This is a genomic window from Bacillus sp. JJ1533 (assembly GCF_036965045.1).
Classification (GTDB): domain Bacteria; phylum Bacillota; class Bacilli; order Bacillales; family Bacillaceae_L; genus Ferdinandcohnia.
In genome coordinates, this window is record NZ_JBALOV010000025.1 from 131,709 (window position 1) to 157,085 (window position 25,377).

At 38.9% G+C, this 25,377-nt stretch carries 25 protein-coding genes and 1 riboswitch; of the genes, 4 read left to right on the forward strand and 21 right to left on the reverse strand.

Going from position 1 to position 25,377, the window contains the following annotated elements:
- The first annotated feature begins 42 nt into the window (after positions 1-42).
- Positions 43-1,296, forward strand: a complete 1,254-nt coding sequence (locus V7138_RS12615; protein ID WP_335397818.1) for an MFS transporter — start codon at positions 43-45, stop codon at positions 1,294-1,296.
- 376 nt (positions 1,297-1,672) lie between these two features.
- On the opposite strand, the gene prfB is transcribed toward V7138_RS12615, so the two are convergent.
- The 4 genes from prfB to hpf form a co-directional block, all read right to left on the reverse strand.
- A protein-coding gene (gene prfB, locus V7138_RS12620; protein ID WP_335397820.1) for a peptide chain release factor 2 occupies positions 1,673-2,774 on the reverse strand; the annotation gives its coding sequence in 2 pieces (ribosomal slippage) (positions 1,673-2,701 and positions 2,703-2,774; 1,101 coding nt in all).
- Between the two features lie 160 nt (positions 2,775-2,934).
- Entirely contained in the window at positions 2,935-5,448 is a 2,514-nt protein-coding gene (gene secA / locus V7138_RS12625) for a preprotein translocase subunit SecA (protein ID WP_335397821.1), read from the reverse strand.
- Positions 5,449-5,833: 385 nt separating this feature from the next.
- A complete protein-coding gene (locus tag V7138_RS12630; RefSeq protein ID WP_335397823.1) occupies positions 5,834-6,901 on the reverse strand; it encodes a GGDEF domain-containing protein in 1,068 nt (355 codons plus the stop codon).
- 158 nt (positions 6,902-7,059) lie between these two features.
- A complete protein-coding gene (gene hpf, locus V7138_RS12635) occupies positions 7,060-7,617 on the reverse strand; it encodes a ribosome hibernation-promoting factor, HPF/YfiA family (protein WP_335397825.1) in 558 nt (185 codons plus the stop codon).
- Between the two features lie 446 nt (positions 7,618-8,063).
- On the opposite strand from hpf, the gene V7138_RS12640 reads away from it, so the two are divergent.
- Positions 8,064-8,552, forward strand: a complete 489-nt coding sequence (locus V7138_RS12640) for a CBO0543 family protein (RefSeq protein ID WP_335397827.1) — start codon at positions 8,064-8,066, stop codon at positions 8,550-8,552.
- Entirely contained in the window at positions 8,549-9,013 is a 465-nt protein-coding gene (locus tag V7138_RS12645; protein WP_335397829.1) for a CBO0543 family protein, read from the forward strand. The genes V7138_RS12640 and V7138_RS12645 overlap by 4 nt, the downstream gene beginning before the upstream one ends.
- 126 nt (positions 9,014-9,139) lie before the next feature.
- Here V7138_RS12645 and V7138_RS12650 read toward each other — a convergent pair whose 3' ends face one another.
- The 9 genes from V7138_RS12650 to V7138_RS12690 form a co-directional block, all read right to left on the reverse strand.
- Positions 9,140-9,955 carry a type II secretion system F family protein gene (locus V7138_RS12650; protein WP_335397831.1) on the reverse strand — a complete coding sequence of 272 codons (816 nt, stop codon included), beginning with the start codon at positions 9,953-9,955 and terminating at the stop codon, positions 9,140-9,142.
- Between the two features lie 115 nt (positions 9,956-10,070).
- Positions 10,071-11,036, reverse strand: a complete 966-nt coding sequence (locus V7138_RS12655; protein ID WP_335397833.1) for a type II secretion system F family protein — start codon at positions 11,034-11,036, stop codon at positions 10,071-10,073.
- A 4-nt stretch (positions 11,037-11,040) separates the two neighbouring features.
- Positions 11,041-12,384 (reverse strand): CpaF family protein, encoded by a 1,344-nt coding sequence (locus V7138_RS12660; protein ID WP_335397835.1) that lies wholly within the window; start codon positions 12,382-12,384, stop codon positions 11,041-11,043.
- A gap of 12 nt (positions 12,385-12,396) precedes the next feature.
- Positions 12,397-13,572 carry an AAA family ATPase gene (locus tag V7138_RS12665; RefSeq protein ID WP_335397837.1) on the reverse strand — a complete coding sequence of 392 codons (1,176 nt, stop codon included), beginning with the start codon at positions 13,570-13,572 and terminating at the stop codon, positions 12,397-12,399.
- Between the two features lie 20 nt (positions 13,573-13,592).
- Positions 13,593-14,090 carry a Flp pilus assembly protein CpaB gene (gene cpaB / locus V7138_RS12670; protein ID WP_335397839.1) on the reverse strand — a complete coding sequence of 166 codons (498 nt, stop codon included), beginning with the start codon at positions 14,088-14,090 and terminating at the stop codon, positions 13,593-13,595.
- A 10-nt stretch (positions 14,091-14,100) separates the two neighbouring features.
- On the reverse strand, positions 14,101-15,006 hold the full coding sequence (locus tag V7138_RS12675; RefSeq protein WP_335397841.1) for a pilus assembly protein TadG-related protein: 906 nt from the start codon (positions 15,004-15,006) through the stop codon (positions 14,101-14,103).
- The gene (locus V7138_RS12680) at positions 15,006-15,386 is read right to left on the reverse strand and encodes a TadE/TadG family type IV pilus assembly protein (RefSeq protein WP_335397843.1); all 381 of its coding nucleotides are present in this window, start codon (positions 15,384-15,386) and stop codon (positions 15,006-15,008) included. The genes V7138_RS12675 and V7138_RS12680 overlap by 1 nt, the downstream gene beginning before the upstream one ends.
- A complete protein-coding gene (locus V7138_RS12685; RefSeq protein WP_335397845.1) occupies positions 15,383-15,874 on the reverse strand; it encodes an A24 family peptidase in 492 nt (163 codons plus the stop codon). The genes V7138_RS12680 and V7138_RS12685 overlap by 4 nt, the downstream gene beginning before the upstream one ends.
- Before the next feature lie 93 nt (positions 15,875-15,967).
- On the reverse strand, positions 15,968-16,156 hold the full coding sequence (locus V7138_RS12690) for a Flp family type IVb pilin (protein ID WP_438824357.1): 189 nt from the start codon (positions 16,154-16,156) through the stop codon (positions 15,968-15,970).
- Positions 16,157-16,273: 117 nt separating this feature from the next.
- Positions 16,274-16,360: riboswitch (cyclic di-GMP riboswitch) on the reverse strand.
- Between the two features lie 90 nt (positions 16,361-16,450).
- Here V7138_RS12690 and V7138_RS12695 point away from each other — a divergent pair.
- Positions 16,451-16,783 (forward strand): DUF192 domain-containing protein, encoded by a 333-nt coding sequence (locus V7138_RS12695; RefSeq protein WP_335397847.1) that lies wholly within the window; start codon positions 16,451-16,453, stop codon positions 16,781-16,783.
- 82 nt (positions 16,784-16,865) lie between these two features.
- On the opposite strand, the gene V7138_RS12700 is transcribed toward V7138_RS12695, so the two are convergent.
- From V7138_RS12700 to V7138_RS12735, 8 genes are all read right to left on the reverse strand, one after another.
- Positions 16,866-18,941, reverse strand: a complete 2,076-nt coding sequence (locus V7138_RS12700; RefSeq protein WP_335397849.1) for a sensor domain-containing protein — start codon at positions 18,939-18,941, stop codon at positions 16,866-16,868.
- A gap of 115 nt (positions 18,942-19,056) precedes the next feature.
- Positions 19,057-19,368, reverse strand: a complete 312-nt coding sequence (locus V7138_RS12705; protein WP_335397851.1) for an STAS domain-containing protein — start codon at positions 19,366-19,368, stop codon at positions 19,057-19,059.
- Positions 19,369-19,388: 20 nt separating this feature from the next.
- Positions 19,389-21,482 carry a FapA family protein gene (locus V7138_RS12710; RefSeq protein ID WP_335397853.1) on the reverse strand — a complete coding sequence of 698 codons (2,094 nt, stop codon included), beginning with the start codon at positions 21,480-21,482 and terminating at the stop codon, positions 19,389-19,391.
- A 10-nt stretch (positions 21,483-21,492) separates the two neighbouring features.
- Entirely contained in the window at positions 21,493-22,332 is an 840-nt protein-coding gene (locus V7138_RS12715) for a PP2C family protein-serine/threonine phosphatase (protein WP_335397855.1), read from the reverse strand.
- Entirely contained in the window at positions 22,332-22,649 is a 318-nt protein-coding gene (locus tag V7138_RS12720; RefSeq protein WP_335397857.1) for an STAS domain-containing protein, read from the reverse strand. Before V7138_RS12720 ends, V7138_RS12715 begins: the two co-directional genes overlap by 1 nt.
- Before the next feature lies 1 nt (position 22,650).
- Positions 22,651-23,727, reverse strand: coding sequence for an alpha/beta hydrolase (locus V7138_RS12725; RefSeq protein WP_335397859.1), 1,077 nt, complete (start codon positions 23,725-23,727; stop codon positions 22,651-22,653).
- Entirely contained in the window at positions 23,714-24,667 is a 954-nt protein-coding gene (locus tag V7138_RS12730) for an ATP-binding protein (protein WP_335397861.1), read from the reverse strand. Before V7138_RS12730 ends, V7138_RS12725 begins: the two co-directional genes overlap by 14 nt.
- An 11-nt stretch (positions 24,668-24,678) precedes the next feature.
- Complete coding sequence (locus V7138_RS12735; protein ID WP_335397863.1) at positions 24,679-25,377, reverse strand: SDR family oxidoreductase; 699 nt, start codon at positions 25,375-25,377, stop codon at positions 24,679-24,681.

The following is a 25,377-nucleotide window of genomic DNA, read 5'->3' on the forward strand; positions in this document are numbered from 1 at the left end:
TAATGAATTACTAGATTGTTTTTGCTATATTAGGAGAATGTGATGAAGATGGAGGTCAACATGGTGTTCAAACCTAAAATAAATTATGTCATTTTATTATTTGTTGTTTTTGGCGGATTTCTTATTTTTGGTTTATCCGAAAATGTGAAAGGTCCTGCCTTACCAAGTATGGAAAAAGATTTTTCACTTAACGAGACGCAGCTTGGATTGTTGCTTGCCCTTAATTCTTTGGGCTATTTATTGGCGTGTTCCTTTACTTCATTCCTAACAAACAAGATTGGAATGAAACTGACGGGTATTCTCGCTTTTGCCTCCATGGCTGTGTCGGGTATCTTTTTGTATCTTTCACAAGGATATATTTCCCTTATAGCTTCTTACTTTTTACTATATATCGGAAACGGAATGCTTGAGATTGGTCTCGGAATCATGGCGGCTCATATTTTCACCAAAAACACAGGGACGATGATGAACCTTTCCCACTTTTTTTATGGTCTGAGTTCAGTTGGCGCTCCGGTCATAGGTGCTTCGTTAATGGGTTGGAACCTACTTGACGGTGAGCTTGGATGGCGTGGCATGTATTTGATCATTCTTTCGTTATCGATTTTACCAATCATCCCCGCACTATTGGGGAAATTTCCAAAGATCAATCAAGGTGAAAATGAAGGTGAATCCATATCATTTCGTGGTCTCATTCGCGATCCAATTGCATGGTTGATTGTAGGAGTCCTGTCATTTGGCGTAGTATCTGAATTGGCAGTTGGGAGCTGGCTTGTCTATTATTTACAGCATGCTTATGAGTGGTCACTAAAAAGAGCTTCGGAAATGTTATCCTTGTTTTTCATCTTTTTTACACTCGCTCGTTTGTTTGCTGGCCCAATTACTGATAAAATCGGCTACACTTTTTCAATCATGCTGTTCTCTGCTTTTTCTGGAATTTGTAGTTTGGTTGCTGTTCTTGTTGGGGAACCGGGTGCGATTTTATTTGCGATTGCCGGAGTCGGCATTGCCCCGATTTATCCGACCGTTATGGCTCTACTCGCCAAAAGGTATACAAAAGGAATTGGGGTCGCCATGACATTTACAGTGACGCTAATGGGAATCGCAAGTGTAATTGGCAACATGCTGATTGGGGTCATCATTAGTTCTGTTAATCAGTATTTTGGAAAAGGCCAAGTCGGTAATCTCCTTGGATTGCAAGCTGGATATATTTTTATCGCAACACTCGCTATCCTATGTTCGCTTTGTTGTGTGGTTTTATATAGAAAACTTCGCGTTCAGGAGGGTGGGGTAATTTAAGGGATGGAGCTACTGTTGAGGGGTTAGCTATTTGGAACGAGACTGGGTTTCAACATTTTGAGGGTTCGGGTAGTCCAGGTTGCTTGGAATGATACTATGTACCAGTTTTTAGGATGTTGGTGGTAGTCTAGGGTTAATGAAGTGGTACCACATTCCAGTTTTTAGGATATTGGGAGAAGTCCAGGTTCAACGGGGTGATACCACATTCCAGTTTTTAGTATGTTGGGAGTAGTCCAGGTACAATGGAGTGATACCATATTCCAGTATTTAGGAAGTTGAGAGTAGTCCAGGTCATATGGAGGGACACATTTATATGGCTATTTTATTTTCACCTTTTAAAAAGGGGCAGCCCCAAGGCTGCCCCTTCCCACACTCATTAATTCAACTTCGATCTCAAATACGCATCAATGAACAGATCAATCTCCCCGTCCATGACGCTTCCTGTATTCCCAACTTCCACATTCGTACGGTGGTCTTTGACCATGGAGTACGGGTGGAAGACGTAGGAGCGGATTTGGCTGCCCCATCCGATTTCTTTTTGTTCGCCGCGAATTTCGTCTAGTTCGGCTTGTTGTCTTTCGATTTCAAGCTGATACAATTTAGACTTCAACATTTTCATCGCTTGTTCACGGTTTTTAATTTGTGAACGTTCGGTTTGACACGTTACAACGGTATTCGTTGGGATGTGTGTGATCCGAACAGCTGAGTCAGTTGTGTTAACGTGCTGACCACCTGCTCCACTGGCACGGTACGTATCGATTTTTAAATCTTCACTGCGGATGTCAATCTCGATATCGTCGTTAAACTCAGGCATAACCTCACATGACACAAACGAAGTGTGACGTCGACCTGATGAGTCGAACGGTGAAATACGAACCAAGCGGTGGACTCCTTTTTCAGCCTTCAAATAGCCATAAGCATTGTGGCCTTTGATCAAAAGAGTTACACTCTTAATCCCGGCTTCATCTCCAGGAAGATAGTCCAATGTTTCAACCTTAAAGCCTTTTTTCTCCGCCCAACGCGTGTACATGCGAAGAAGCAAGGAGCCCCAGTCCTGTGATTCCGTACCACCTGCACCTGGGTGGAGTTCTAGGATCGCATTATTTTTATCATAAGGCTCGCTTAAAAGAAGCTGCAGCTCAAATTCACTTAAACTCTTCGATAATTCCTGAATTTCCTCATCAAGCTCCGCCTGTAAATCAGCATCTGGCTCTTCCTTCACAAGCTGATACGTGAGTTCAAGATTTTCAAAGGCATCATTTAGATTATTATATTCAACGACCTGGTCCTTCAACGCATTTGATTCGTTGATCACGGTTTGTGCGGCGTTCTGATCATTCCAGAAATCCGGCATTGACATGATTTCGTCAAGCTCGGTGATACGCGCTTGTTTGGCCTCTAAGTCAAAGAGACCCCCTAAAGCCCGCTAATTTCTTAGCCATTTTATCCAGTTCATGCTTAATATCTACTAAATCCATAAATTCTCCTCCAAGATGTTGTCATTTACTACTATCATTATCCTACTTCATCATCTTACTCATTTTTTCACAAGAAGTCCCGGTTTTTTTCGAAGGAAAAGGTGAGAGCTCACCTCTCACCTATCCAAAATCTATAATCCGGGACATGAAACCTGTCCCATTACTTTCCGTGACAATTCTTAAACTTTTTCCCGCTACCACAGTAGCAAGGGTCGTTACGGCCGATGTTAACGGCTTTTTGAACAGGGCGTTTCTTTGGCTTTTCTGCTTCTCCGCCTTCTTTTGGTTGAACAGCATGGCCCTTCGCCACTTCTTCACGCTGAAGATTGCTGCGGATTTGCGCCTTCATCACAAACTTCGCAACATCGTCTTCGATGGAAGCAACCATATTCTCAAACATTGCAAAGCCTTCAAAATTGTATTCGCGAAGTGGGTCCGTTTGACCGTACGCACGTAAATGAATCCCTTGACGAAGCTGATCCATTTGGTCGATGTGATCCATCCACTTGCTGTCAACGGCACGAAGCACAACAACACGTTCAAATTCACGCATTTGTTCTGGCTCAATTTGCGCTTCTTTTTCATCATAACGCTCTTTTACCTTTGCAAAAATGAGCTCGGACATCTCTTCTGGCTCTTTTCCACGTAGGTCATTCTCCGTCACGTCGCCCTCATTTAAAAGGTTCGCATTGACATGATCAATGATTCCTTTGTAGTTCCAGTCTTCCTCCACCTCATCCTTTGGTGTATGGGCTTGAACGACACGGTCAAGGGAAGACTTAATCATGTTCTCAACAACCTCACGAAGATTCTCGGAATCCAGTACCTCAAAACGTTGTTTGTAAATAACCTCACGCTGTTGACGAAGTACATCGTCATATTGTAAAAGCTGCTTACGCGCATCAAAGTTATTGCCCTCAACACGTTTTTGCGCAGACTCAACCGCTCTTGAAACCATTTTACTTTGGATTGGCTGGGTATCATCCATGCCAAGGCGCTCCATCATATTTTTCATATTGTCGGAACCGAAACGGCGCATGAGCTCATCTTCCATGGATAGATAGAATTGCGTCACACCAGGGTCCCCTTGACGACCAGAACGACCACGAAGCTGGTTATCGATACGACGGCTCTCATGGCGCTCCGTACCAATAACAGCAAGACCACCAAGCTCTTTGACACCTTCACCTAGCTTGATATCAGTACCACGACCGGCCATGTTTGTCGCAATCGTAACCGCGCCTTGTTGACCAGCCTGCTCAATGATTTCCGCCTCACGCGCATGGTTCTTCGCGTTCAAGATATTATGTTTAATACCTTTTTTCAATAAATACTTCGAAATAATTTCAGACGTTTCAATTGCAACCGTACCAACAAGAACAGGTTGTCCCTTCGCATGGCGCTCAGCAATATCCTCAGCAACCGCGCGGAACTTGCCCTCGATTGATTTGTAAATTAAATCAGGACGGTCATCACGAGCAATCGGACGGTTTGTTGGAATCACGACAACATTCATATTGTAGATGTTGCGGAATTCCTCTTCCTCTGTCTTCGCCGTACCGGTCATACCTGCAAGCTTTTCGTACATACGGAAGTAGTTTTGGAACGTAATCGTCGCAAGCGTCATGCTTTCATTTTGAATTTCGACGCCTTCCTTCGCCTCAATCGCTTGGTGAAGGCCTTCACTATAACGACGACCCTTCATCAAACGACCTGTGAACTGGTCCACAATGACGATTTGTCCATCGTCAACCACATAGTCAATGTCGCGGTGCATACTCGCATTCGCTTTTAACGCTTGGTTGATATGGTGAATCAAAGTCACATTTTGAATATCAAACAGGTTTTCAATGCCGAACACTCTTTCAGCCTTTGAAATCCCTTCTTCAGTAAGCTGAACACCCTTTGTTTTTTCATCATAGGTGTAATCTGCTTCTTTTTTTAGAGTGGTCACAAATCCATTCGCCTGTACATAAAGGGCTGCCGACTTTTGAGCGGAACCCGAAATGATTAACGGAGTACGCGCCTCATCGATTAAGATCGAGTCAACCTCGTCAATGACGGCAAAATATAGCGGACGCTGCACCATTTGTTCCTTATAAAGGACCATGTTATCACGAAGATAGTCAAAACCAAACTCATTATTCGTACCGTACGTAATATCAGCGCGGTAGGCTTCAATTTTTTCCTCACGAGACATCGAGTTTAAGTTCAATCCAACCGATAGACCTAAAAACTCATAAAGCTGACCCATCTCGTGCGCATCACGGCTAGCAAGGTATTCGTTGACAGTTACAACATGAACCCCTTTACCAGTAATTGCATTTAAATAAACAGGCATTGTGGAAGTTAAGGTTTTACCTTCCCCTGTCTTCATCTCAGAAATATTTCCTTCATGAAGGGAAATCCCCCCCATGAGCTGTACGCGGTATGGGTGCAGACCCAACACACGCTTTGCTCCTTCACGAACAACAGCAAAAGCTTCAACGAGTATATCATCTAGTTTTTCACCTTTTTGGTAACGTTCCTTGAACTCTTCGGTTTTGTTGCGAAGATCCTCATCAGAAAGCTTCTCCATGGCAGGATGGAGTGCCTCAATTTTATCTGCAAGTGATTCCAAGCGCTTGATTGTGCGTTTGTTTGGATCAAAAACTTTGTTTAAAATTCCAAGCATTATGTACGCTCCTCTATCGTAAATTCGTCTAATAGGAAAATTGTATATCATTCATTTTACCATTAAAAAGGACAAGGGTAAAATATTATCGGGTTTCGCGATGTGAGGCGATTCGACAAAATCGAAAAGCGCAAGTGCCTGTACAGCCCCGACAAGCACAAGACGAGCTGGCATGAAGGTTGTTCTTTGACCTTCTTGACAGATTGGCTTGTGACCTCGAGCTGCTCAAAGCACTAAGGAAGGCCTCATAGAGTATTCTTCGCAGGAACAAGCTTTGCTTGTTGCCGAAAGCTTTTCGCAAGATACCCTAAGAAGATTATTCTGGGGGAAAACTGGCTAGGCGCTGGAACTAGACAAATACAAAAAAAAGTACCCCGCAGGATACTTACATCGCATAACTAACTCGATTCCGGCCATTTTGCTTTGACGCATACAAAGAGTTGTCCGCTTTTTCGATCGCTTGGTAGAGTCTTGCAGGATCCTTAAGCTCAGAAACCCCGATGGATACCGTGACCTTTAGCCTCTGATCCTCCACATAAAATGGAGTATGCTCAATCCCGCTGTGAATCTCCGAAACAATGCTCATCAAGCTTTCCTTCGAATCTACCTCTAAACACAAAATAAACTCCTCACCACCATAGCGCCCAAGTAAGGAATGGCGAGGCGGAATGAGCCTTGATAACGTCATAGCTACATTCTTCAAAACAGAATCCCCATGAAGGTGGCCAAACGTATCATTAATTTTTTTGAAATGATCAATATCAATCATCACGATATACGTTTGACGAGAGTTAGCTACTTTTTTCATCCGACTTTCAAAATAACGCATATTATAAAGTCCAGTCAGTGGGTCACGCTCCGCATAGAACCTTAGTTTTCGCTTCAGCACCACTTCTCTGTCCAGCTGGTAAATGAAAAAATACAGAATGAACGCCGACACCTGGAGCGCCAAAATCCGCACAAGATATATTTGACCGAACACCTCTCCACCATTTGGCACTAGAAAAAGAATCGGCAAATCAGATGTAAGCCAGCAAGCCGTCATGAGAATGAACAACGCAAGCGGACTTGGCATCGCTCGATCCTTTTTATGAAAAAGAAGAGCCAGGAACACCGGGAGAATCATGCCGAATACCACGCCGGGCATAGCTCCCACTCCACCCATGCCAAGCCTCCAGCTAACCGCTATAACAAGGGCAGGGATCGCATGCTTCCACCCCAACAAAAGGGTGAACACCACCAAAGGAACAAGACGAAGATCAAACTTATAGTCCTCAATGCGAATCGGCAAATAAAAAAGAAAAATCACACATACCGAGGTGAGGAAAAGAACACTTGCCGAAAATAGATATTTATTAATCGATTTTCGATTCGTCACCAGGATGCTAATGCATAAATACATGAACAAAATAATCGCAATATTAGAAAGGGTTGGTTGTAGAATAGTAATCATAGATATCCCTGCTTTATTGAAAAATCGATAGTCTACGAGTTGTCCCGCAATTAGTATTATCTACGATGTTGAAGAGTTTGGCTATGGGGGATTCCCCCTATTTTTTTCAAAAAAGAGGCAGCCTTTAGAATAGGCTGCACTCTTGGGTATTTGTTAGTTTAGCTAGGTTCAATGATGCCGTATTTGCCATCCTTACGGCGATACACGACATTCGTAGTATTCGTTTCTGCGTTTGTGAAAACGAAGAAGTTGTGGCCTAGCATATTCATTTGCAGAATCGCTTCTTCACTATCCATCGGTTTCAAATCAAAACGCTTCGTACGAACTAGTTCGTAATCCTCATCCTCAATTTCCTGAACCGCAGTTGCTGTACCAGCTCCACCATTAGCAAACATCGTCTTGGTAGAACCTTTTTCACGAAGCTTGCGGTTAACTTTCGTTTTATGTTTACGAATTTGGCGCTCAAGCTTGTCAGTCACAAGGTCAATCGCTGCATACATATCCTCATGAGACTCCTCTGCACGAAGCACAAGCTGCGGCATTGGAATCGTAACCTCTATCTTATGATCCTTTGCATTATTTACTTTTAAGTTAACATTTACTTTCGCATCCGGAGTGCTGTCAAAATAGCGTTCAAGCTTACCAACTTTCTTCTCAACATACTCTCGCAATGCTGGAGTTACCTCAATGTTTTCACCACGAACGTTGTAATTCATACATGAACTCCTCCTTTTAACTCTAATGCATTGGACACAGCCCAGACCCTGTTTAGGGTATCCAACCTGTGAAACAATATAACCTTGTTTGATTTAAGGTTATATGTACTAATTCTACACACACCTCCTCAATTCCTTCTTTTTTGTAAAGGAAATATGAAGAAATTGTGAAATTGTTAACGTGGTTCAGGGACACAGGTTGCCCACAATAACGATCTCCACTTCTCACTTAATATGCTGTTAATGTAAATTTGTAAAGAATATGTGTAGGTGTAAAAATATATGCATGTCTAAGGCGGGTTATGAATGGTAACTTGTGTGGATTCTAAGATGAGAGTGCTTGAAGAATTCTTCAGTAGTAGTATGTCCAAATTTTGGGTAGAATATCTCAAAAATATGGATGGATTTTATTTTCACCTGACATATTAGTTTAAAGGGTGATGGATATGAATTTCGATTATTATGTACTCATTTTATTTTGGTTGGTATTACCCGTAGTGCTATGGAGAAGAGTTCCTGCAAACCGATTACGTGAAGCAATTGCAACCTTTTTGTTTTTTCAAATGTTAACCTGGGTTTTTAGCATTGGGCTTACCTATGCAGGTTTACTCGAATCACCGGTTCGATTTTTTAAACATGCAACAAAGATTAGTTTTACAATGGAATTTTTTGTTTTTCCTAGCATCGCCGTTTTTTTTCAGTTGAGCTTTCCCAAAAATGCATCTTATAAAAGACGGTCGCTTCACTATTTGCTTTGGGTTGGCATTATTCTCTTAATCATGCTTTTATTAGATGCATTTACCAATATTATGTCTGTTACTAAGGATAGTTTAATAAGAAGTTTCTTTAATTTTTTGATTGAGTTATGGTTATGCCGTCAATATGTATTGTGGGTGATTGACCAGCCTCTGTCTAGCGAGGAAAGATACTCATGAAGCTGGAACATATGATATTATACATCATCTACGGATGTACTTTCATTTCATTAGCGTATATTCCAAAGAGTAAATGGAGAGAAGCAAGTATCGCCTTTTTGTTTCAACAAACTATTACATGGTCTCTTGGGTTAATAACGGTCGAATTCCATTTGCTTGAATACCCTGACAGGGAACTATCCAGCATCAACGGCACTAGCTTTTTATTTGAATTCTTATGTTATCCTGTAATCAGTATTTTCTTTTGTATCCATTATCCACGTACAAAGCCAATTTGGAAGAAATTTATATATATAAGTGGGTTCTGTTCAGTTCTAACACTATTGGAAGTCATCATTGAAAAATACACAAATCTTATTCATTATTTACATTGGGACTGGTATGTGTCCTGGCTATCTATTTACGCTACTTTATATTTATTATGGGTATTTTATTGCTGGTATTTTAGATTGGAGAGATAAAACGAAAGGAACCACACATTGAGGGAGTTTTTAAATGTGTGGTTCCTCCCATTATTGGTGTTGAGAAAAACAGAAAAAACAGCCGACAAAGTCAATAAAGAGCTTACTTTCACTTCTTAAACTTTTTTATAACCACTTCGTTACAAGGTTCACAACAACCGGACCTAAGAGGACAATAAATAAGGTCGGAAAGATAAAAATCACCATAGGCATTAACATTTTAACTGGTGCTTTCATGGCCTGCTCTTTTGCAACCTGTCGTTGGTTTTCGCGGATCCGTTGGGTCTGGGCTTGTAAAACCTTTGTCATTCCAATCCCTAGCTGATCTGCTTGAATAATGGAGTTCATAATACTTCTAAAAAACTCAGAAGGTACCCGTTCTCGCAATTCAATAAATGCCTGACGCCTTGTTTTTCCAAGCTTCATATCCTCTAACGCATACAAAAACTCAGTTGAAAGCGGGGAATGCATTTGTTTACAAACCTTTTTCAATGCCCCATCCAGCCCCATCCCTGCTTCAATCGAAACGGTAATCATATCAAAAAAGTCAGACATCGACTTTTCAATCTCTTTGATTCTAGCTTTCTTTTTTGCATTTAAATAAAAATTGAAATACAAGTAGACGAAGATTGAAAAAACGGATGACATCATAAATACTTTAAGTGTTTCCTCTGTTTTTGAATTAAAAAGGAAAAATGACACGATAAAGACAATCACTGATAATGAGATTTGGATGAGCTTAAAATCAACAGCAGTAAGTCTAAATGGATGGCCTGCTGCCAGTAATTTTTTATCCAGATTTTCCATTTTGGACTTTGACATTTTTCCAAACGTTATTCTTCGCACATAAGTCAATATAGGTGCAATTACCCGCTCTTTAAATGCTAGATCCTTTTGTTCAAGTTCATGTGAGTCTTCTTCAAAGACTTTTCTTCCATTCACAAAAGGTGAAATCCTTTGTTGCATTTTCCATTTTGTCTTATTTGTCTGAAAAACAACTAAAAGGAATAGTGAAGTAAAAAAAATAAATGATGTAAGCCAAAATAGAAAAGTCATGCTACACCTCAATTTTGATGATTTTTTGAATAAGCAACCAACCAATTATTCCAGAAATCGCTCCAAAACCAAGTAATGTCCACCCGAGTGGGTGTGAAAGCAATGGACTAAAATATTCTGGATTCATGACATTAAGGAGCAGTCCTAATATAACTGGAAGTAAAGATATTACCCACGCAGACATTTTCCCTTGTGCCGTTAAGGCATTTAACTCTTCCTTCATTCGAACACGCTCTGTAATTGTGTCTTTAATCGTTTCTAGTATTTGTGTTAAATTCCCACCAGTTGTTCTCTGAATCAGTAAAGCGGTGACAACAATATCTAGGTCCTTATTTGGAAGGCGTTTTAACATAGCTTCAAAAGCCGTTTCCATGGAGACTCCAAGATTGATTTCCTGGATTGCTCGTAAAAATTCAGGTCCGATCGGATCGGGTACTTCTTTTGCAATAATCTGCATCGCTTGCATAAAACTAAAACCCGATTTCATAGCTGTTGACATGGTTTCAAGCGTTTGGGGAAGTTGTGAAGCACATTTTAATAGCCGCTTTCCCCTTTTATATTTTAAATAGAATGCAGGAAATGCCCATCCAATAATAATTGACAAGAGAATGACAAACAGGTGTAGCTGGGTCAATAGTGAAATGACCAGGACAAAACCCACAATCACTAGTCGTAACAAGATAAACTCCTCTGGTTTTAATGGAATTCCCGCTGTCTCTAGCTCTTGTTGTAATCTCTCACTTTTATTCTTTCTCGGATGGATGACTGTTGATAGCTTGAGAAAGATTTCTTTCATTTTTAGACGCTCTTTTTTACTTGCCTCTGGCTCATCAACAATCATCGTGTTTCTAATGTCATTTGGGATAAACGTTTCGATTCTTCGTTTTACAACACTTTTTTCACGAAAAAAAGAGAATCCAATCCCCAAAAATAAAAGGATAAAGACGAGAAAGTAGATTAAAAACATCTCATTACACCTCATTAAACCAATCGCTTGGTAAGTCAATTCCGTAGTTTTCTAGTTTTTCAGATACGTACGGGCGAATTCCAGTTGAGGAATGTCTACCTTCTATTTTTCCGTCACTAGTAGTACCAGTTTGTTTAAAGGTAAAGAGGTCCTGTAAAATGATTGTATCTCCCTCCATACCGATAACTTCGGTAATATGCGTGATTTTCCGACTTCCATCCTTAAGTCTAGATTGTTGGATAATAAGATCAACGGCACTTGAAATTTGTTCCCGAATGGCACGCACCGGTAAATCCATCCCCGCCATCAAAACCATTGTTTCCAAACGTGATAGCATATCCCTCGGGGTATTTGCGTGACCTGTTGCAAGAGAGCCATCATGACCTGTATTCATTGCTTGAAGCATATCAAGTGCTTCTGAACTACGAACCTCCCCAATTACCACACGGTCTGGTCGCATCCGAAGGGAATTTCGCACTAAATCACGAATCGCAATAGCGCCTTTTCCTTCAATATTAGGAGGCCTCGTTTCAAGTGAAATGACATGGTCCTGCATTAACTGAAGCTCAGCGGCATCCTCAATCGTCACAATCCGATCATCATTTGGAATAAACGATGATAATACATTTAATAGTGTGGTCTTACCAGAACCGGTTCCACCACTAATAAAAATATTAAGTCTTGCTTTTACACACCCATCAAGGAACTTAGCCATTTCCTCACTTAATGTTCCAAAACCAATTAAATCTCTCATTTCCAAGCGTTTACTTGGGAATTTACGAATCGTGATCACAGGACCAACCAATGAGAGGGGTGGAATTATCGCATTCACACGAGACCCATCCGGCAACCTTGCATCAACCATTGGGCTTGATTCGTCAATTCTTCTCCCAAGCGGTGATACAATCTTTTCAATCACCTGCATCACATGGTCGTCATCTCGAAAATAGCTATCACTTTCAATCAACTTTCCCTTTTTTTCGATATAAATTTGGTAAGGACCATTCACCATAATCTCGGATACATCTGGATCATTTAAAAGAGGTGTAATTGGACCAAAACCGATCAATTCGTTTGTAATCGTATCAATAAGCTCTTTTTTAGCTTCATGTGTTAAAAAGCGATCCGCATGTTCATTCAGAAATTCCATCGATTCTTTTTCAATAAATGTGATTTGTTCTTCCTCAGTCATCGCTGGGTGTTTCTTAAGTTCTGAAATGATATGCTGATGCAATTGAGTCTTTAGCTCTGATTCTTTTGGTTTCTTGGGTTCTTTTCGTTTTACTTCTTGAGGGCTTGTACTACTTACAGTATTTGTTTTTTCATTAAGTCGTTTTAATAGTGACAAACCAAACCCTCCTTACTTTTTTCGAGTAATAGACTTCCAAAATGACGTTTTTTTCTTTGTAACTTCTTTTTGTTTCGGTCTTTCGATAAGTTCATCTGCTAATGCAAGAACCGATTTTGCTACTGGGGAGCGATGTGACATAGACACAAAAGGGTCCCCTTTATTAATAGAAGAAATCACTAATTTATAATCACTCGGAATCCGTTGTTTAATAGGTAATCCTAACACTTTTTCAATCATGTCTGTAGTTAGCTCAGCAGACTCTGTGTCACGGTTTAAAATCACTTTGATTCTGTCCTTCAACCCTAAAATACCAAGCGTATCAAGAGCTAACTTTCCATTCTTTAAGGACGGTAAATCAAGACTAGTGATTAACAAGATCTCATCCGAGTTTTCTAAAGCCACTAAGCTTGTTTCGACAAATGAAGGTGGCGTATCAATGATAATCACATCAAACGTTTTTTTCATTTCTTGAATAATCGTATAAATGTGCTCACCCGTAACAAGCTCTGCATATTCCGGTAAATGAGGAGAGGCTAGTATTTCAATACCAGTCTCGTCTTTTGTAAGATAGCCTTCAAGGGAAGTCGACCCTTCATCATATCCTTCTTTCATCCACTCATAGATCGTCTTTTTGGGCTTTTGATCAAATAAAAGGGGCACATCTCCAAATTGCAAATCTAGGTCAATAACCGCTACTTTCAAATTTTTCTTCATACAAGCCACCGCTAGATTGACACTTATTGTTGTCTTACCCACTCCACCCTTTGTACTACACACTGTTATAACCTTACCTTCGGTTGGTTCTTCCTGTGGGAATCGCTGACTCTTGAGGTGGACGATTTCTCTTGCCTTTTCAATCGCTTTTACACATTCTTGATCACTGTAAATATTAACTGCATCAACAGCGCCGGAATACATAGCCTTTTTTAAATCGATGCTTTCATCTGGTAAGAGTAAGACCACCGCAGTTTGAGGGTAGTGATACGTGATTTCCTGACAAACTAAGTACGGATCATTTGTCGAGAGTTCACCAAGTAAAATAATCGACTCCCCTTCAGTACCCTTCAATGCTGAATGTAGTTCCGTAACGGTATGAAAACTTGAAATTACGTTTTGTTTGCCAATAAAGCCCTTCATTCTTTCGATATGGACATTCTTATCCATCAAAATATAATAATGAATCACTTCAGATCACCTTTTTCCACTTAAGATCCTGATGTTGGCTCTGTAGCAGGACTCCCCTTCAACATCAGACTGATTGCACCTTTACTTGTTGCATTCGCAATGGCAATCCCAGCTTCAGGTGCTACCTCTAGTGTGATGGTTTGATAATTATTTACACTCGCATCCTCGGCTACAGCCGTTGTTCTCCCAACAGCCAGGACCCTACTATTTTCTACCAAAAGCTGACTGTTATTCTCTGGAGAAGTAGCAATCACATCTACATAAGAGCCTGGAACAATAAACCCAGAAACACCTTGAACCTCATTAACAGAAACTGTAATGGCCCTCTTTCCATTTTCTATTGGCAGTAGCTGTTTTATTTGCTCAGTGCTTTCTTCCGCTTGTTCACTTGAAGCAATGCCTTCTGAATCAGCAGCATTTACAGGCTCTACATTCTTAGATTCCGTTATCAAATAGAATAAAGTCGCTGAAAACAATCCAAAGGTGATTGCAAAAATCCAAAGCTTTTTTCGGTTCATAGTACCCCACCTATTTTGTTAATTTATACCCATAAGTGCCATAGCTTTTTTGTGTGGAAGATATGCTTCCTGGGTAGGTTGTTTGAATAAAAGTTCCAATGACTTCAGCATTACTGCTTGTTGATGTAACATTTTTTATGAAGAAAGTGGCAAAGCCAACAACCTCAACTTGTTTCACCTGTTTCGCATTATCAATTAAAATCGGCTTGAAAACTGGTACTAAAATAAGTCGTTTGCAATCATCGCTGTAATCTAAATAAGTCTGATTTGGGCATGCTTGAATCCGCTTTGTAACAGCCGTATATGTTTTTCCGGCCATGGCCCCTGTTTCAGTGTTTAACACATCGCCAACCTTTATTTCAAAACCATATCCATTTTCTAAATCTGTTTCATAATTTTTTGCACCGGGTCCAGTTAAGGCAAGTGCCCCAAAATTTCCATAGGTTGCATCAGCAACCTTCAGCTTGACTTCACTTCCAAATTGTAAGGAATTCGAATATTCTACCCCTAGTGGCACAGCCCCAACTCCTGATGTTACAGGCATCAAATCTACAGAAGCATCTGCCCGGATCACTGGATTTTCAAAACCAAGGGTACGAGCGAAAAATAACTGGACTTCCTTGTTTGCAATGACCTCGATCGTTGTTGAGTTATTTTGAATAAAGATTGAAAAATCACTTGGGTTCTCTTTATTAAGTTCAATCGTTTTCGTTGCCATCATTTGAGCTTGAGTTTGATTTAGAGGCAGTTCCCCTGCTCCTGCTAAAGCAGCAGCATCCGCTACCTTTTGAATTTTGGCCTTTTCTAAGTATAGATTCCCCACATCAGCGACCAATGCAAGTAATCCTAAAAACACACTCATCATAATAGCAATAAGTACAATCGTTGCCCCATCTTCTTTTTTAAAAAATTTCATTATTCTATCCTCATTGTTGTTTCATTTTCAAGCTGAAATGGATTCGGTACAACACGATCAAGAAGAGGGGTTGAAAGCGTAACTGGGTAAGAAATCGCAATGGTTACAAATTCACCCCTTGAGCGACCAATTTCAGGTGAAATATTCACTTTAACCAATTCGCTTGTCATTACTTCTGTTGCCTCAACTGCAGTCCGCAGGATATCCTCATTACTTCCGCCTACACTTGCCACTCTAGCTGCCTCTCTACTTGCATGATTGAGGGTTAAATAAGCTGAAAAAATCCGTCCAAAATCAATGATTCCAAATACTAAAAACAAAAGGAGTGTAATCGAAAGTGCCATCTCAACAATTCCTTGACCATTCTGCTTTCGTATCACACTAACTCAACTCCACTATAAAGAAGCGTCCCAATCACGATCGCAACTCCATAAGGAAAGGCATGATGCATATCCTCTTTATCGATTCCATCAAGTGTACGAAAACGCATCGCAAAGAAGATCCTTTTGAAGAAGAAACCTACTTCTTTTTTATGAATTAAAATCGCTATCGCAATCACTCCGCCAATAATGGCAATCACGAAGAATGATTGAAAAACAAAAGTACTACCCTTTAAAGCTCCAATTGCCCCAAGTAGCTTGACATCTCCTGCTCCCATACCACCAAGTACGTACGGAATTAATAGTAGACCGAATCCTGTAAGAATACCGAAAAAGCTAAATTGAAGACCGTCCCATCCATTTGATACTGTATGAAAAATAAGACCGATAAGCATGGTTGGAAATGTAACAAGGTTATATATTTTTCTTTCTTTTATATCTGTAATAAAAGAAATGAGAAGTGCCAAGAATAAACATACATTTAGCATTCATCCACCTCATTTTCAAGTTCATTTAAAAATCCCCTACTCTCGCATTTTTAGGATAGTAGGGGAATTGGTTAGTTTACATTAATTCTATAATTATTGAGCTGGTGGTGTAAATTCGGTACCAGTTAGTTTCTTTCCAATTTCAGCAAATTTTGTTTGAATTTGTTCACCGAAGAATGTGATTGCTGCAACTGCTGCTAGAGCGATAAGTCCAAGAATCAAACCGTACTCAGTCATTCCTTGACCTTTTTCTTCTGTGAAAAATTGTTTAATTTTTTGCATAATATATATTTCCCCCTCGAAATTTTTGTTTTTATTTTTTTGACAATCGATGAGGTACAAAAAAGGGCGATATTATCCCGAAAGAATAATATCGCCCCTCAAGGGTTCGATTTATTTTTCGGTAGCTGGCGAGCATATTGTTTTCACAATGAAGCCCCTATAGCTTTGCGTCGCTAGGTTTCCCCAGGTTTGCCCTTATCGATTTTGTCATTGTTGTTTGCCTTACGAGTTAGAATATAACATGCCTATACAGCATCAAACAATCAGTAGATAATGGAAAGGCAGGAAAGAAATATGAGCAAAAAGACTCATATTCGCATCTTAAATCTAGAACTAAAGACCTATGATACTTTTTTAAAACGGTTAAAAGGCTTGATGTTTCAACTTAAACCGATCAAAAACGAAGCTATCATTTTAGAGCCCTGCAATTCCATCCATATGTTCTTCATGTTTTTTCCAATTGATGTTGTCTTTCTTGATAAAGAAAATCGAGTGGTGAAAACGAAGGAAGATGTGAAACCGTGGACCGTTATCTTTCCGGTTAAACATGCATATAAAACCATTGAAATGCCAGTCGGATCGATTCGGAAGTTTGGGATTCGGGATGGGTGTGTGATTGAGGTTTGAGTGGGATTCCTTGTCTGTCATACACAAAATATGAAATTTCGTAAATCCACCCAAAAAAATGCCATCCCGAAAGATGACATTCCTAATCATTATTCAACATATATTCTTTTATTTTTTCTACTGTTACTGGCTTTGAAAAATAATAACCTTGTCCCAAATCGCATCCAAACTGGACTAAAGCATCTGCCTGTTCTTTTGTTTCAATCCCTTCAGCCACAACCTTTAATTTCAAGCTATGAGATACGTTTATAATTGTTTGAATGATTTTCTGATTAGATTGTTCATGTTCAGAGTTATCAAAGAATGACTTATCTATTTTAATATAATCAAATGGAAGTTGAGATAAATAGCTTAAAGAGGAGTACCCTGTTCCAAAGTCATCTAACGATAAGTGAATACCTAAGCTCTTTATCCGTTCAAGTATTTTTACCGTTTTATTAATATCCAAAATCGCAATACCTTCTGTTATTTCCAAATTCAATAAGGAAGGTGGAAAGTTCGTTTGCATTAAAATCTTTTCAAGCTTCTCAACAATATTTTCCTGAAATAATTGGATTACCGATAGATTTACACTTACCATGATAGGTTTGGGTAACGTCATTACATGGTGAATAGCTTCTTCCAAGACCCAGTCGCCTAATTGATTAATAAATCCATTCTTCTCGGCAAGCGGAATGAATTCCATAGGGGAAATAAAACCGAACTCTGGATGTTTCCATCTAATGAGCGCTTCGATCCCTTTTATTTCTTTCGTCACAATTTCAATTTTCGGCTGAAATTCCAAATAAAATTCACCTTGTGCCAAGCCTCTTTGAAAATCACCTGTTAGCTTTGCTATCCTTTCCACTTGCCTCATCATGGTGTCATCGTAAAATTCGTAACCCTTCCCATTCGTTACATTATCTTTAATATGATGTAGTGCAATATTGGCATATTTTATTAATGAGTCAACACATACTGTATGTTCTGGAAATAAGCTTATTCCTATTCTTAGGGTCGATTCTAGACCAATATTAAGAGATTTGGGCACTATACTTATGATTTCCTCAACCATTCCTTCTACTTCAGAAATGCTCAATTCGCGCAACAGGATGAAAAATTCACAACCATTATACCTTGTGATAAACCCATATTTATCAACTAATTCACTTATTTGATTTACAACTGATTTTAATACCTCATCGCCAACATTGTGACCGTATGTGTCGTTTATGATACTTAATTGAACAAAATCCATGTATAGGAGGGCAAGCTTTTTGTTTTGGGACTTTGCCACCTTTACTTCTTTTTCAAGCATTTTATGAAAAAGATGTTTGTTAGGAACACCTGTCAATGAATCATAGTAGGCAAGAAAATTTATTTGCTCTGCAGACTTCTTTTTTTCTGTTATATCAAGGAATGTCCCCATTAATGCTGGTTTGTTTTTATAAGTTATGAGTGAGGATTGTAGCTCAACTATTCGTTTTTCCCCATTTTTTCGAACAATTGTAATTTCCTCTGAGCTGTTCTCTTTTCCACTTAAAAAATTGGAAACTCTTTTTAGAACGAGTTCTTTGCTCTTTTGGTCTAAAAGAGTATCATAGCGCATTTCAAGCAATTCACTTTCGGTATAGCCTGTTATCTCAATCATCTTTTGATTAACAAATTGATATTTACTATCTTGGGATATATATACACCTAGTGCAGAATTCTCTACAAGTGTCTGGTATTTTTCTTTAGACTCTTTTATTTCATTATCAAAAGTTTTCTTTGCGGTAATATCACGAGTCAGACCATTGAAACGAATGGGTTCGTTGAGATGAGAAACAACTGGCTTTCCCTTGGTTTTAACCCAACCGATAGACCCATCCTTTCTTATAATTCGATATTCGATATTAACTGGAGTCATATTAACAAATGCATCAATAAAAACTTCTTCTACGTATTTATCCTCATGATAAATCGATTTGTTCCATAGCTTTAATTCAGTGTATTCTTGATGCGTATATCCAGATACTTTCTTGATGCCATTCGTAAAAAGCATTTCATTTGTTCGGTAATCATATGACCAAAAGAAAATATCTATATCTTCTCCTAAAAAGTCTACATTCTCTTGACCTGTTTTTTTTAAAAAGGAAATCAAATTATTAACTTCAAAGTCTGTATAAATAGCATCCATCGAATCACCTTTATTTCCAAAATTCTATATGTGCTCCAATAACATTCACGACTGATTTAAACTATTGGTGTCCCGAGGAAAAAAATTGATATCTTTATACAAAAGTTGTAAAAGGTTATATAAAAACTCCTTCACCAAGAATATCGGGAATTTGTAAAAGATCGAACACATCCATTACTTCTTCTCTGACATTTGTTATTACAATCGTAATTCCTTTTTCTTCCATTGTTTTAACCAAATTTAGCAATAGACCAATCCCCGAAGAATCAACAAATGGGACATCTCTTAAGTTAAGGGTAACAGAAGAAAATTTTTCGATAGCTGGGAGTAGTTCCTCTTCCACAACTTCCGTTCCATCTATGTCTAAATCTCCCTCTAATTTAACTTCTACAGTTTTCTCATCCTTTATTAATAAAAAACGAATCATTATAAAATCCACCTATCCTATCATTGAATCTCAATTGTGCCATTATCGTTTAGGAATGCTGTTACATGATTTCTAGCTTCCATAAATGTATATTTACGATGACCAATTTTGATCGTACATCCTTCCATAACCTTTTTCATAACTATTTTTTGGTCTTCAGGGACCGCTATTAAAGTAGAAGTTCCACTCTCAGCCCCGACCTCATTGATATCTACGCCTAAGCGACCATACACCTCTCCACCTCGAAGAACTCCATAAATTTTCAAGGTTCCTCCAGCGTGTATCTTTGTATTAATACATCCATTTCCGAGGATCAGTATATTTCCACTACAATACAGTTTACTATTTACCGAGCTTGAAATGGTTATATAGGAATCAGGCTCCACAGGCGTCTTACTAAGTTCATGCAAATCCTTTACCTTGCGAGATAATAGCTTTATTGATTCTAAGGAGGTGATCTGATTGGTTAATGAAAGAAAGAGTTTGTTCAGCAACACCGCTATTTCTCTCCATTCATCATCTTGGAGGTATCCCTCACTTCTGTTCACAACATCGACGTACTTTTTGGCAATCGGAGGGAAGTTTTTGAATTTTCTTTCCAATAAAATTTTTAATAACGGCTGAATGCCTGCCCTTGTTAAGTCACTTGATTTAAAAGCTGCTGATTGTGACAACTGCCCAATTACTTTAACAATATTTGTCATATGTTGTTCTATTATCCCAAGAAGATGCCCTAATTCTGCAACCAGCATATTGTTCTTTCCCGCTGAAATTTCTGAACCAATAATAGTACCGTATCCAATTACCGCACCGCTTGCATTTAAAGTTGCATGGTCAATCGCTTTATGAACCATAACATCGCCTTCTGCCTCAACCATCATCCCATGTTTTACTTCACCGACAATTTCTATATCTCCAGAAAATCGAAGATTCCCTGATCCTAAATCAACATCTCCTAGATGTGTTAGTTTTTGCATAAGTGATATTTTTACAAGCTGTCCCCTTTTCTCAAGAAAAGGACGCCCTGATTCCGTAGCAACAGCTTTATCTTTAACAACCATAACACCATTACCTGTTCTCAATACAACAGGATGTACCTGTTTTGCTGGCAAGGGCTCATTTGTGACTGTATATCCAATTTGGCCAGGTACAGGAGGATGAACAATCGCAATAAGCTGTCCCCTCTCTACAGATGGAATCGTTTTGATCTCTCTAAAATCTACACTGCCATCCTCCTTTTCCTTAAGACCTTCGGTTGTGTCTGTTTCCACTTTAATTTCAATCCAACCATCTTTACCTGGCTTAGGTTGGATTCCCGTCACAATTTCAAATGTGCCTGGCTCTGTTGCTTCCAGTGCTTTATTTATTTCTGTGTGATTGAAACCGTGTCTTACATTCAACGTCTCTAATTTAAACAAAACATCCTCGTAGGAGAGTGTATGTTGTATCTCCTTCACTTCTTCAGCAATCAATTCAATATGGTGCTCAGCTTCTATATCTGGCACTTTCTTCTTAATTTTAAAGCCTGGTTCCACCTTTAATAATACCTTTAATCGATGATTATCCATGGAAACTGACCATTTTGTTTCCTTGACCTCTTCTTCCACCCGAATGTCATAAGAATCGTGTTCAGAGATAATTGTTGTCGTATCCTTGACTCTCATACCATTTTTATATAGAGAAACTCCAGGATGTACCGTGACCATCGGAAAATGAGTAGGGGATGACTTACAATATAGCTGACCATCCTTGACCCATGCTTTGCCATCGTATGAGGATGCTTGATTCCTTTGAGTCTCATGTATAACAGATTCCATTTGACCTTGACTTAATTTATCCACTGGCATTTCTTTTTGATTAGATACATGGTCTGCAATCAAATCCATCTGATTGATAACCGTTTCATTCATTTCGTTTACTTTTGTCTGCTCTAGCTTTTCATTTTTGACTTTCGTCAGTTTTACAATTCCAGCCTTCGAACCGATTCCTAAGAATCCTTTTGTTTCATTTTGAATAATTTCGATGGCCACATTATCTTTTGTTGTCTCTAACACATTTAGTCCAATCTCTATTGCTTCCCTAATATCTTTTCCTTTAGAAACAATACTTTCCATAACCATCCTCCTAACTCAATACCGGAGAATTCAAACTTGTTATATCCGCTTTTTTCTCACTTATCTTTAGTAAAACCATCGTAATATCATCTTTTTGTGGGACTCCCTGTGTGAACTCGTTCACTGACTCCATGACTCTTTTTTCAATTTCGCCAACACCTAGATCCTTGTTTTGCAATAAGGTTTGAGAAAGACGCTCTAGCTTATATTGCTCCCCATCCTTATTTTGAGCCTCAACAATACCATCCGTATAAAAAAACACTGTATCATCTTCCTCCAATTTTATGGATAGCTCTTGATAGACCTGATTGGGTAAACCACCAACCATAATCCCTTTCACCTTTGGAAGCTCCTCTACTGTATTATTCTTTGATTTAATAAGTAAGGGAGGATTATGGCCTGCGTTTGCATAGGTTAAAACCGACGTACTTGGGTTCCAATCAGCACAAAAAAGCGTTACAAAAGATTTCAAAGTCCGTAAGTCTTCATAGATTGCTTGATTCATAGCTGTTAATGTTTCACCAGGACTTTGTGTGCTTTCTGCAGCACTACGGAATGCTCCTCTAGTTAAAATCATTAGCATCGCTGCTGGGATACCCTTACCCATAACATCCCCAATCACAATCCGAAGATTCCCGTCTACAAGGGGATAAAAATCAAAATAATCTCCACCTATTAACCGTGCAGGTATGGAAGAACCGGAGACCTCTCCACCTTCAATACTAGGAGTTTTACCATTTAATAGTGAGGTTTGGATATTCCTGGCTAAATTAATTTCCCGTTCTAACGTTCTATCCATTTCTTCTTGCTTAGATTTTGAGAAGTTATATGACATATGATCCATATACATTACTCAACCTCCTCTTGGAGTACAGATAACATGTCATATAAACCAACAGTATCAAGAACTTGTCGTGTTAACTCATCTTCTCCTTGTAATCTAAGCTTGAATCCCTTTTCCTTTGATAAGTAGATGGCATTCATAATCGAACCAATTCCCGTTGAATCAATAAATTCTAATTTCGAAAAATCAATGATTAGCTTTTCAATCTCATCTATTTCTTCCAAATATGGATCTATTACATTTGCTGTTGAAATATCCAATATTCCCTCTAAATAGAGTGTAAGGGTCAAATTTTCATATTCTTTTCTGATCTTTAATTCCATGTCATTGCCTCCTTTTACAGTTTTCTAAATTTCGGGAAAACCAGTCAGTTGCATATCGTCTAACTTCTGGAAGTTTAAAATTACAACAATGCCCTTCATCCTCGTATTCTAGGTAACATTTACCATCAGGTAATAGATGATAAAGGTGATGTATTTCTTCATCTGAAACCATCACATCTTGTTTACCGTGAACGAGTAATACTGGTTTTTCAAAATCTAGAGAATCCAAAGTTGGGAGTGCATTTGATTCCTCTAAAACATAACGTGTTCTTTCCATAAAATAGTCGGGAAGAGTAATCTTACTTGAAGGAAAGACAGGTGATACAGCCACAACCTTATTAACTTTTGGGTTGCAGCTACCATATAATGCCCAAGCCGCACCGGAGCTTGTACCAAATAAATAAATGGGTAGATTTGAAAAATTGAGTACAGAATAGTCAATAAGTAAATCGACAAATTTCTGCCACCTTTTTTTCGTGCCCCTAATTCCCATATAAGCGTATGTCTGACCTTGACCTGGACCATCAAAACTCAGCGTAACAAATCCCTTTTCTAAAAAATCCAACTCATACGTAAACAGTTCTTCTTTCGTGGAATCAAGAGGATTAATGATAACCACAACTCCTTTTGGATTTGAAGGAACTCTTATTCTTCCAAAATAAATTTCATCCCCCATATGCAGCATGTCGTATGTTGTTTTCCAAGAATTAAGTCGGTCTGCTTCATGGAAATTTTCCATGGACTTATTCAGCCAATATATTTTTTCGCTACTCGCTTCTGGAATGAGCCATTGAATTAACTGAAAATAAAGTCCGGCTTTGCGGTAATTCAGTTCTGCCTCCCTTACTCGGTTATTTTCTGCTAATTTCTTTGCTTCAAAAACTTTTTGATTTGCTAAGCTTCTCCAGGATTGAATCCACTCATCTTTCGTGGAGATAGTGGAACGTACTGTCTCTAAGTCTTCCTTTTCCACACCATGAACAATCCATCTATCCCAAAAACCTTCAAACAAATTAGCAGTTAAAAGTGTTTTCTCAATCGTATTCATATTTCGTTTAGGTATTTCAACCCGTGGCATCAAATTTCCCCTCCTTTTCATTAGTAAAATCAAAATGTAAGATGATGGTTGAGCCTTGTGGAGATGTATATAATGTGACCTGCTTCGTCATTTTCATCATCAGAGTAAAACCTTGCCCCATTGATTTTTTTGTAGAGTATCCTTCTAGTAGAGCCATCTTAGGCAGGTCTTGTAAATTGAACCCTGGCCCCTTATCTTCAATAATAAACCTTACTTCTTTTTTGGCAGTGTCTTCAATTAAGGTCATTTTACCCTCTTCTGCATGTTTAATCGTGTTCGTAATTGCCTCTGAGAGAACGAGCAACCAGGTCATGACCAGAGTTTTGCTTATATGCTTTGATTCAAGAATTTCTTTTGCTTGATTGCGACAATTCGGGATATCTGAACGGTTCTTGATCGTATTCTCGCAAAATACGATTCCTTCTTTGAAGCCTTCAACCTCATCTTCCTTTATTAGCAAAAATTTGCCCTGTGTTGCTGCTAAAATGACATCACGATAGACTTCCCACTTACCGTCATCAGCTTGTTTTAAAGATGTTTGTTTCACTGTATTAAGTGAAACAAATAGCTCATTCTTAAACATTTCAAACGCCTTAAGCATCGCGTTTTGGATATCATTCTTTACATCTAACTGTCTAATTTCTTGTGGGATATCCAAATTTTGTTCATTCCAATTGACCATTATCTCGCTTAAATGGAGAAAGACTTCTTCATCACTTATAGGGTCATGAAATGACTTTTTGGTAAATGACAAGTAGAATATGAAATCTCCTTGAGCCTTATCTCCTCCTGAGTATTCACATAATTTCTTCGCGAGAAATCCTTTTTTGGTCATTTGATCTAAGTCGTCAAATTCTGTTCCAGAAGGGAGAGTCATGGCAAAAGGCTGTTCTTTTTCAATTGAAGAATTCTTAAATACTCTATTAAAAAGCCGCCTCACTGTCCCCCCTCCTATAGAATGCCTAAAGGTGGCATTATTGTGATTTCATCAATAAAAGCCCCTTGTGGCTGATCAAGTAGGTAAAGCAAATTTTTTGCAACCGTTTCGGTTGGAATCATTTTTGACAAATCAAAGCTTGTCTCCATATTGTCCCAAAAGCTACTGCTAACAGAGCCTGGTATAACTGCTGTAACCTGAACACCTTTCGTCCGAAGTTCAGTCTGTAATACTTTTGTTAATCCCATAACTCCAAATTTAGATGCGGAATACCCCCCGCAACCTGCTAATGCTGTGGTGCCAGCGATTGAAACAAGATTTAAAATATGACCTTTACCTCTTTCAGCCATATGCTTCCCAAAGTACTTACAGGTTAGAAAAGTACCTCGTACATTTGTTGCTAGCATATTATCAAAATCCTCTAATGAGGTATCGATTACACTTCCAAATACGCCTACACCAGCACAATTCAATAAGGTATCTACTGTGCCAAACTGATTGACTGCATGTTTAAAAAACTCTTTAACGGATTCCTCACTTGTTACATCTAACGGTAACTCTAATACATTTCCTTCTAGCTTATAGGAATTGCTTCTGCTTCCAAGCACGAGGTTTGCACCAAATTTTTTAAGCTCGGCTGCTGTTTCTTTACCAATTCCTTTACTTGAACCCGTAACGACAATTGTTCTTCCCTTAAACGATTGACTAGGCAT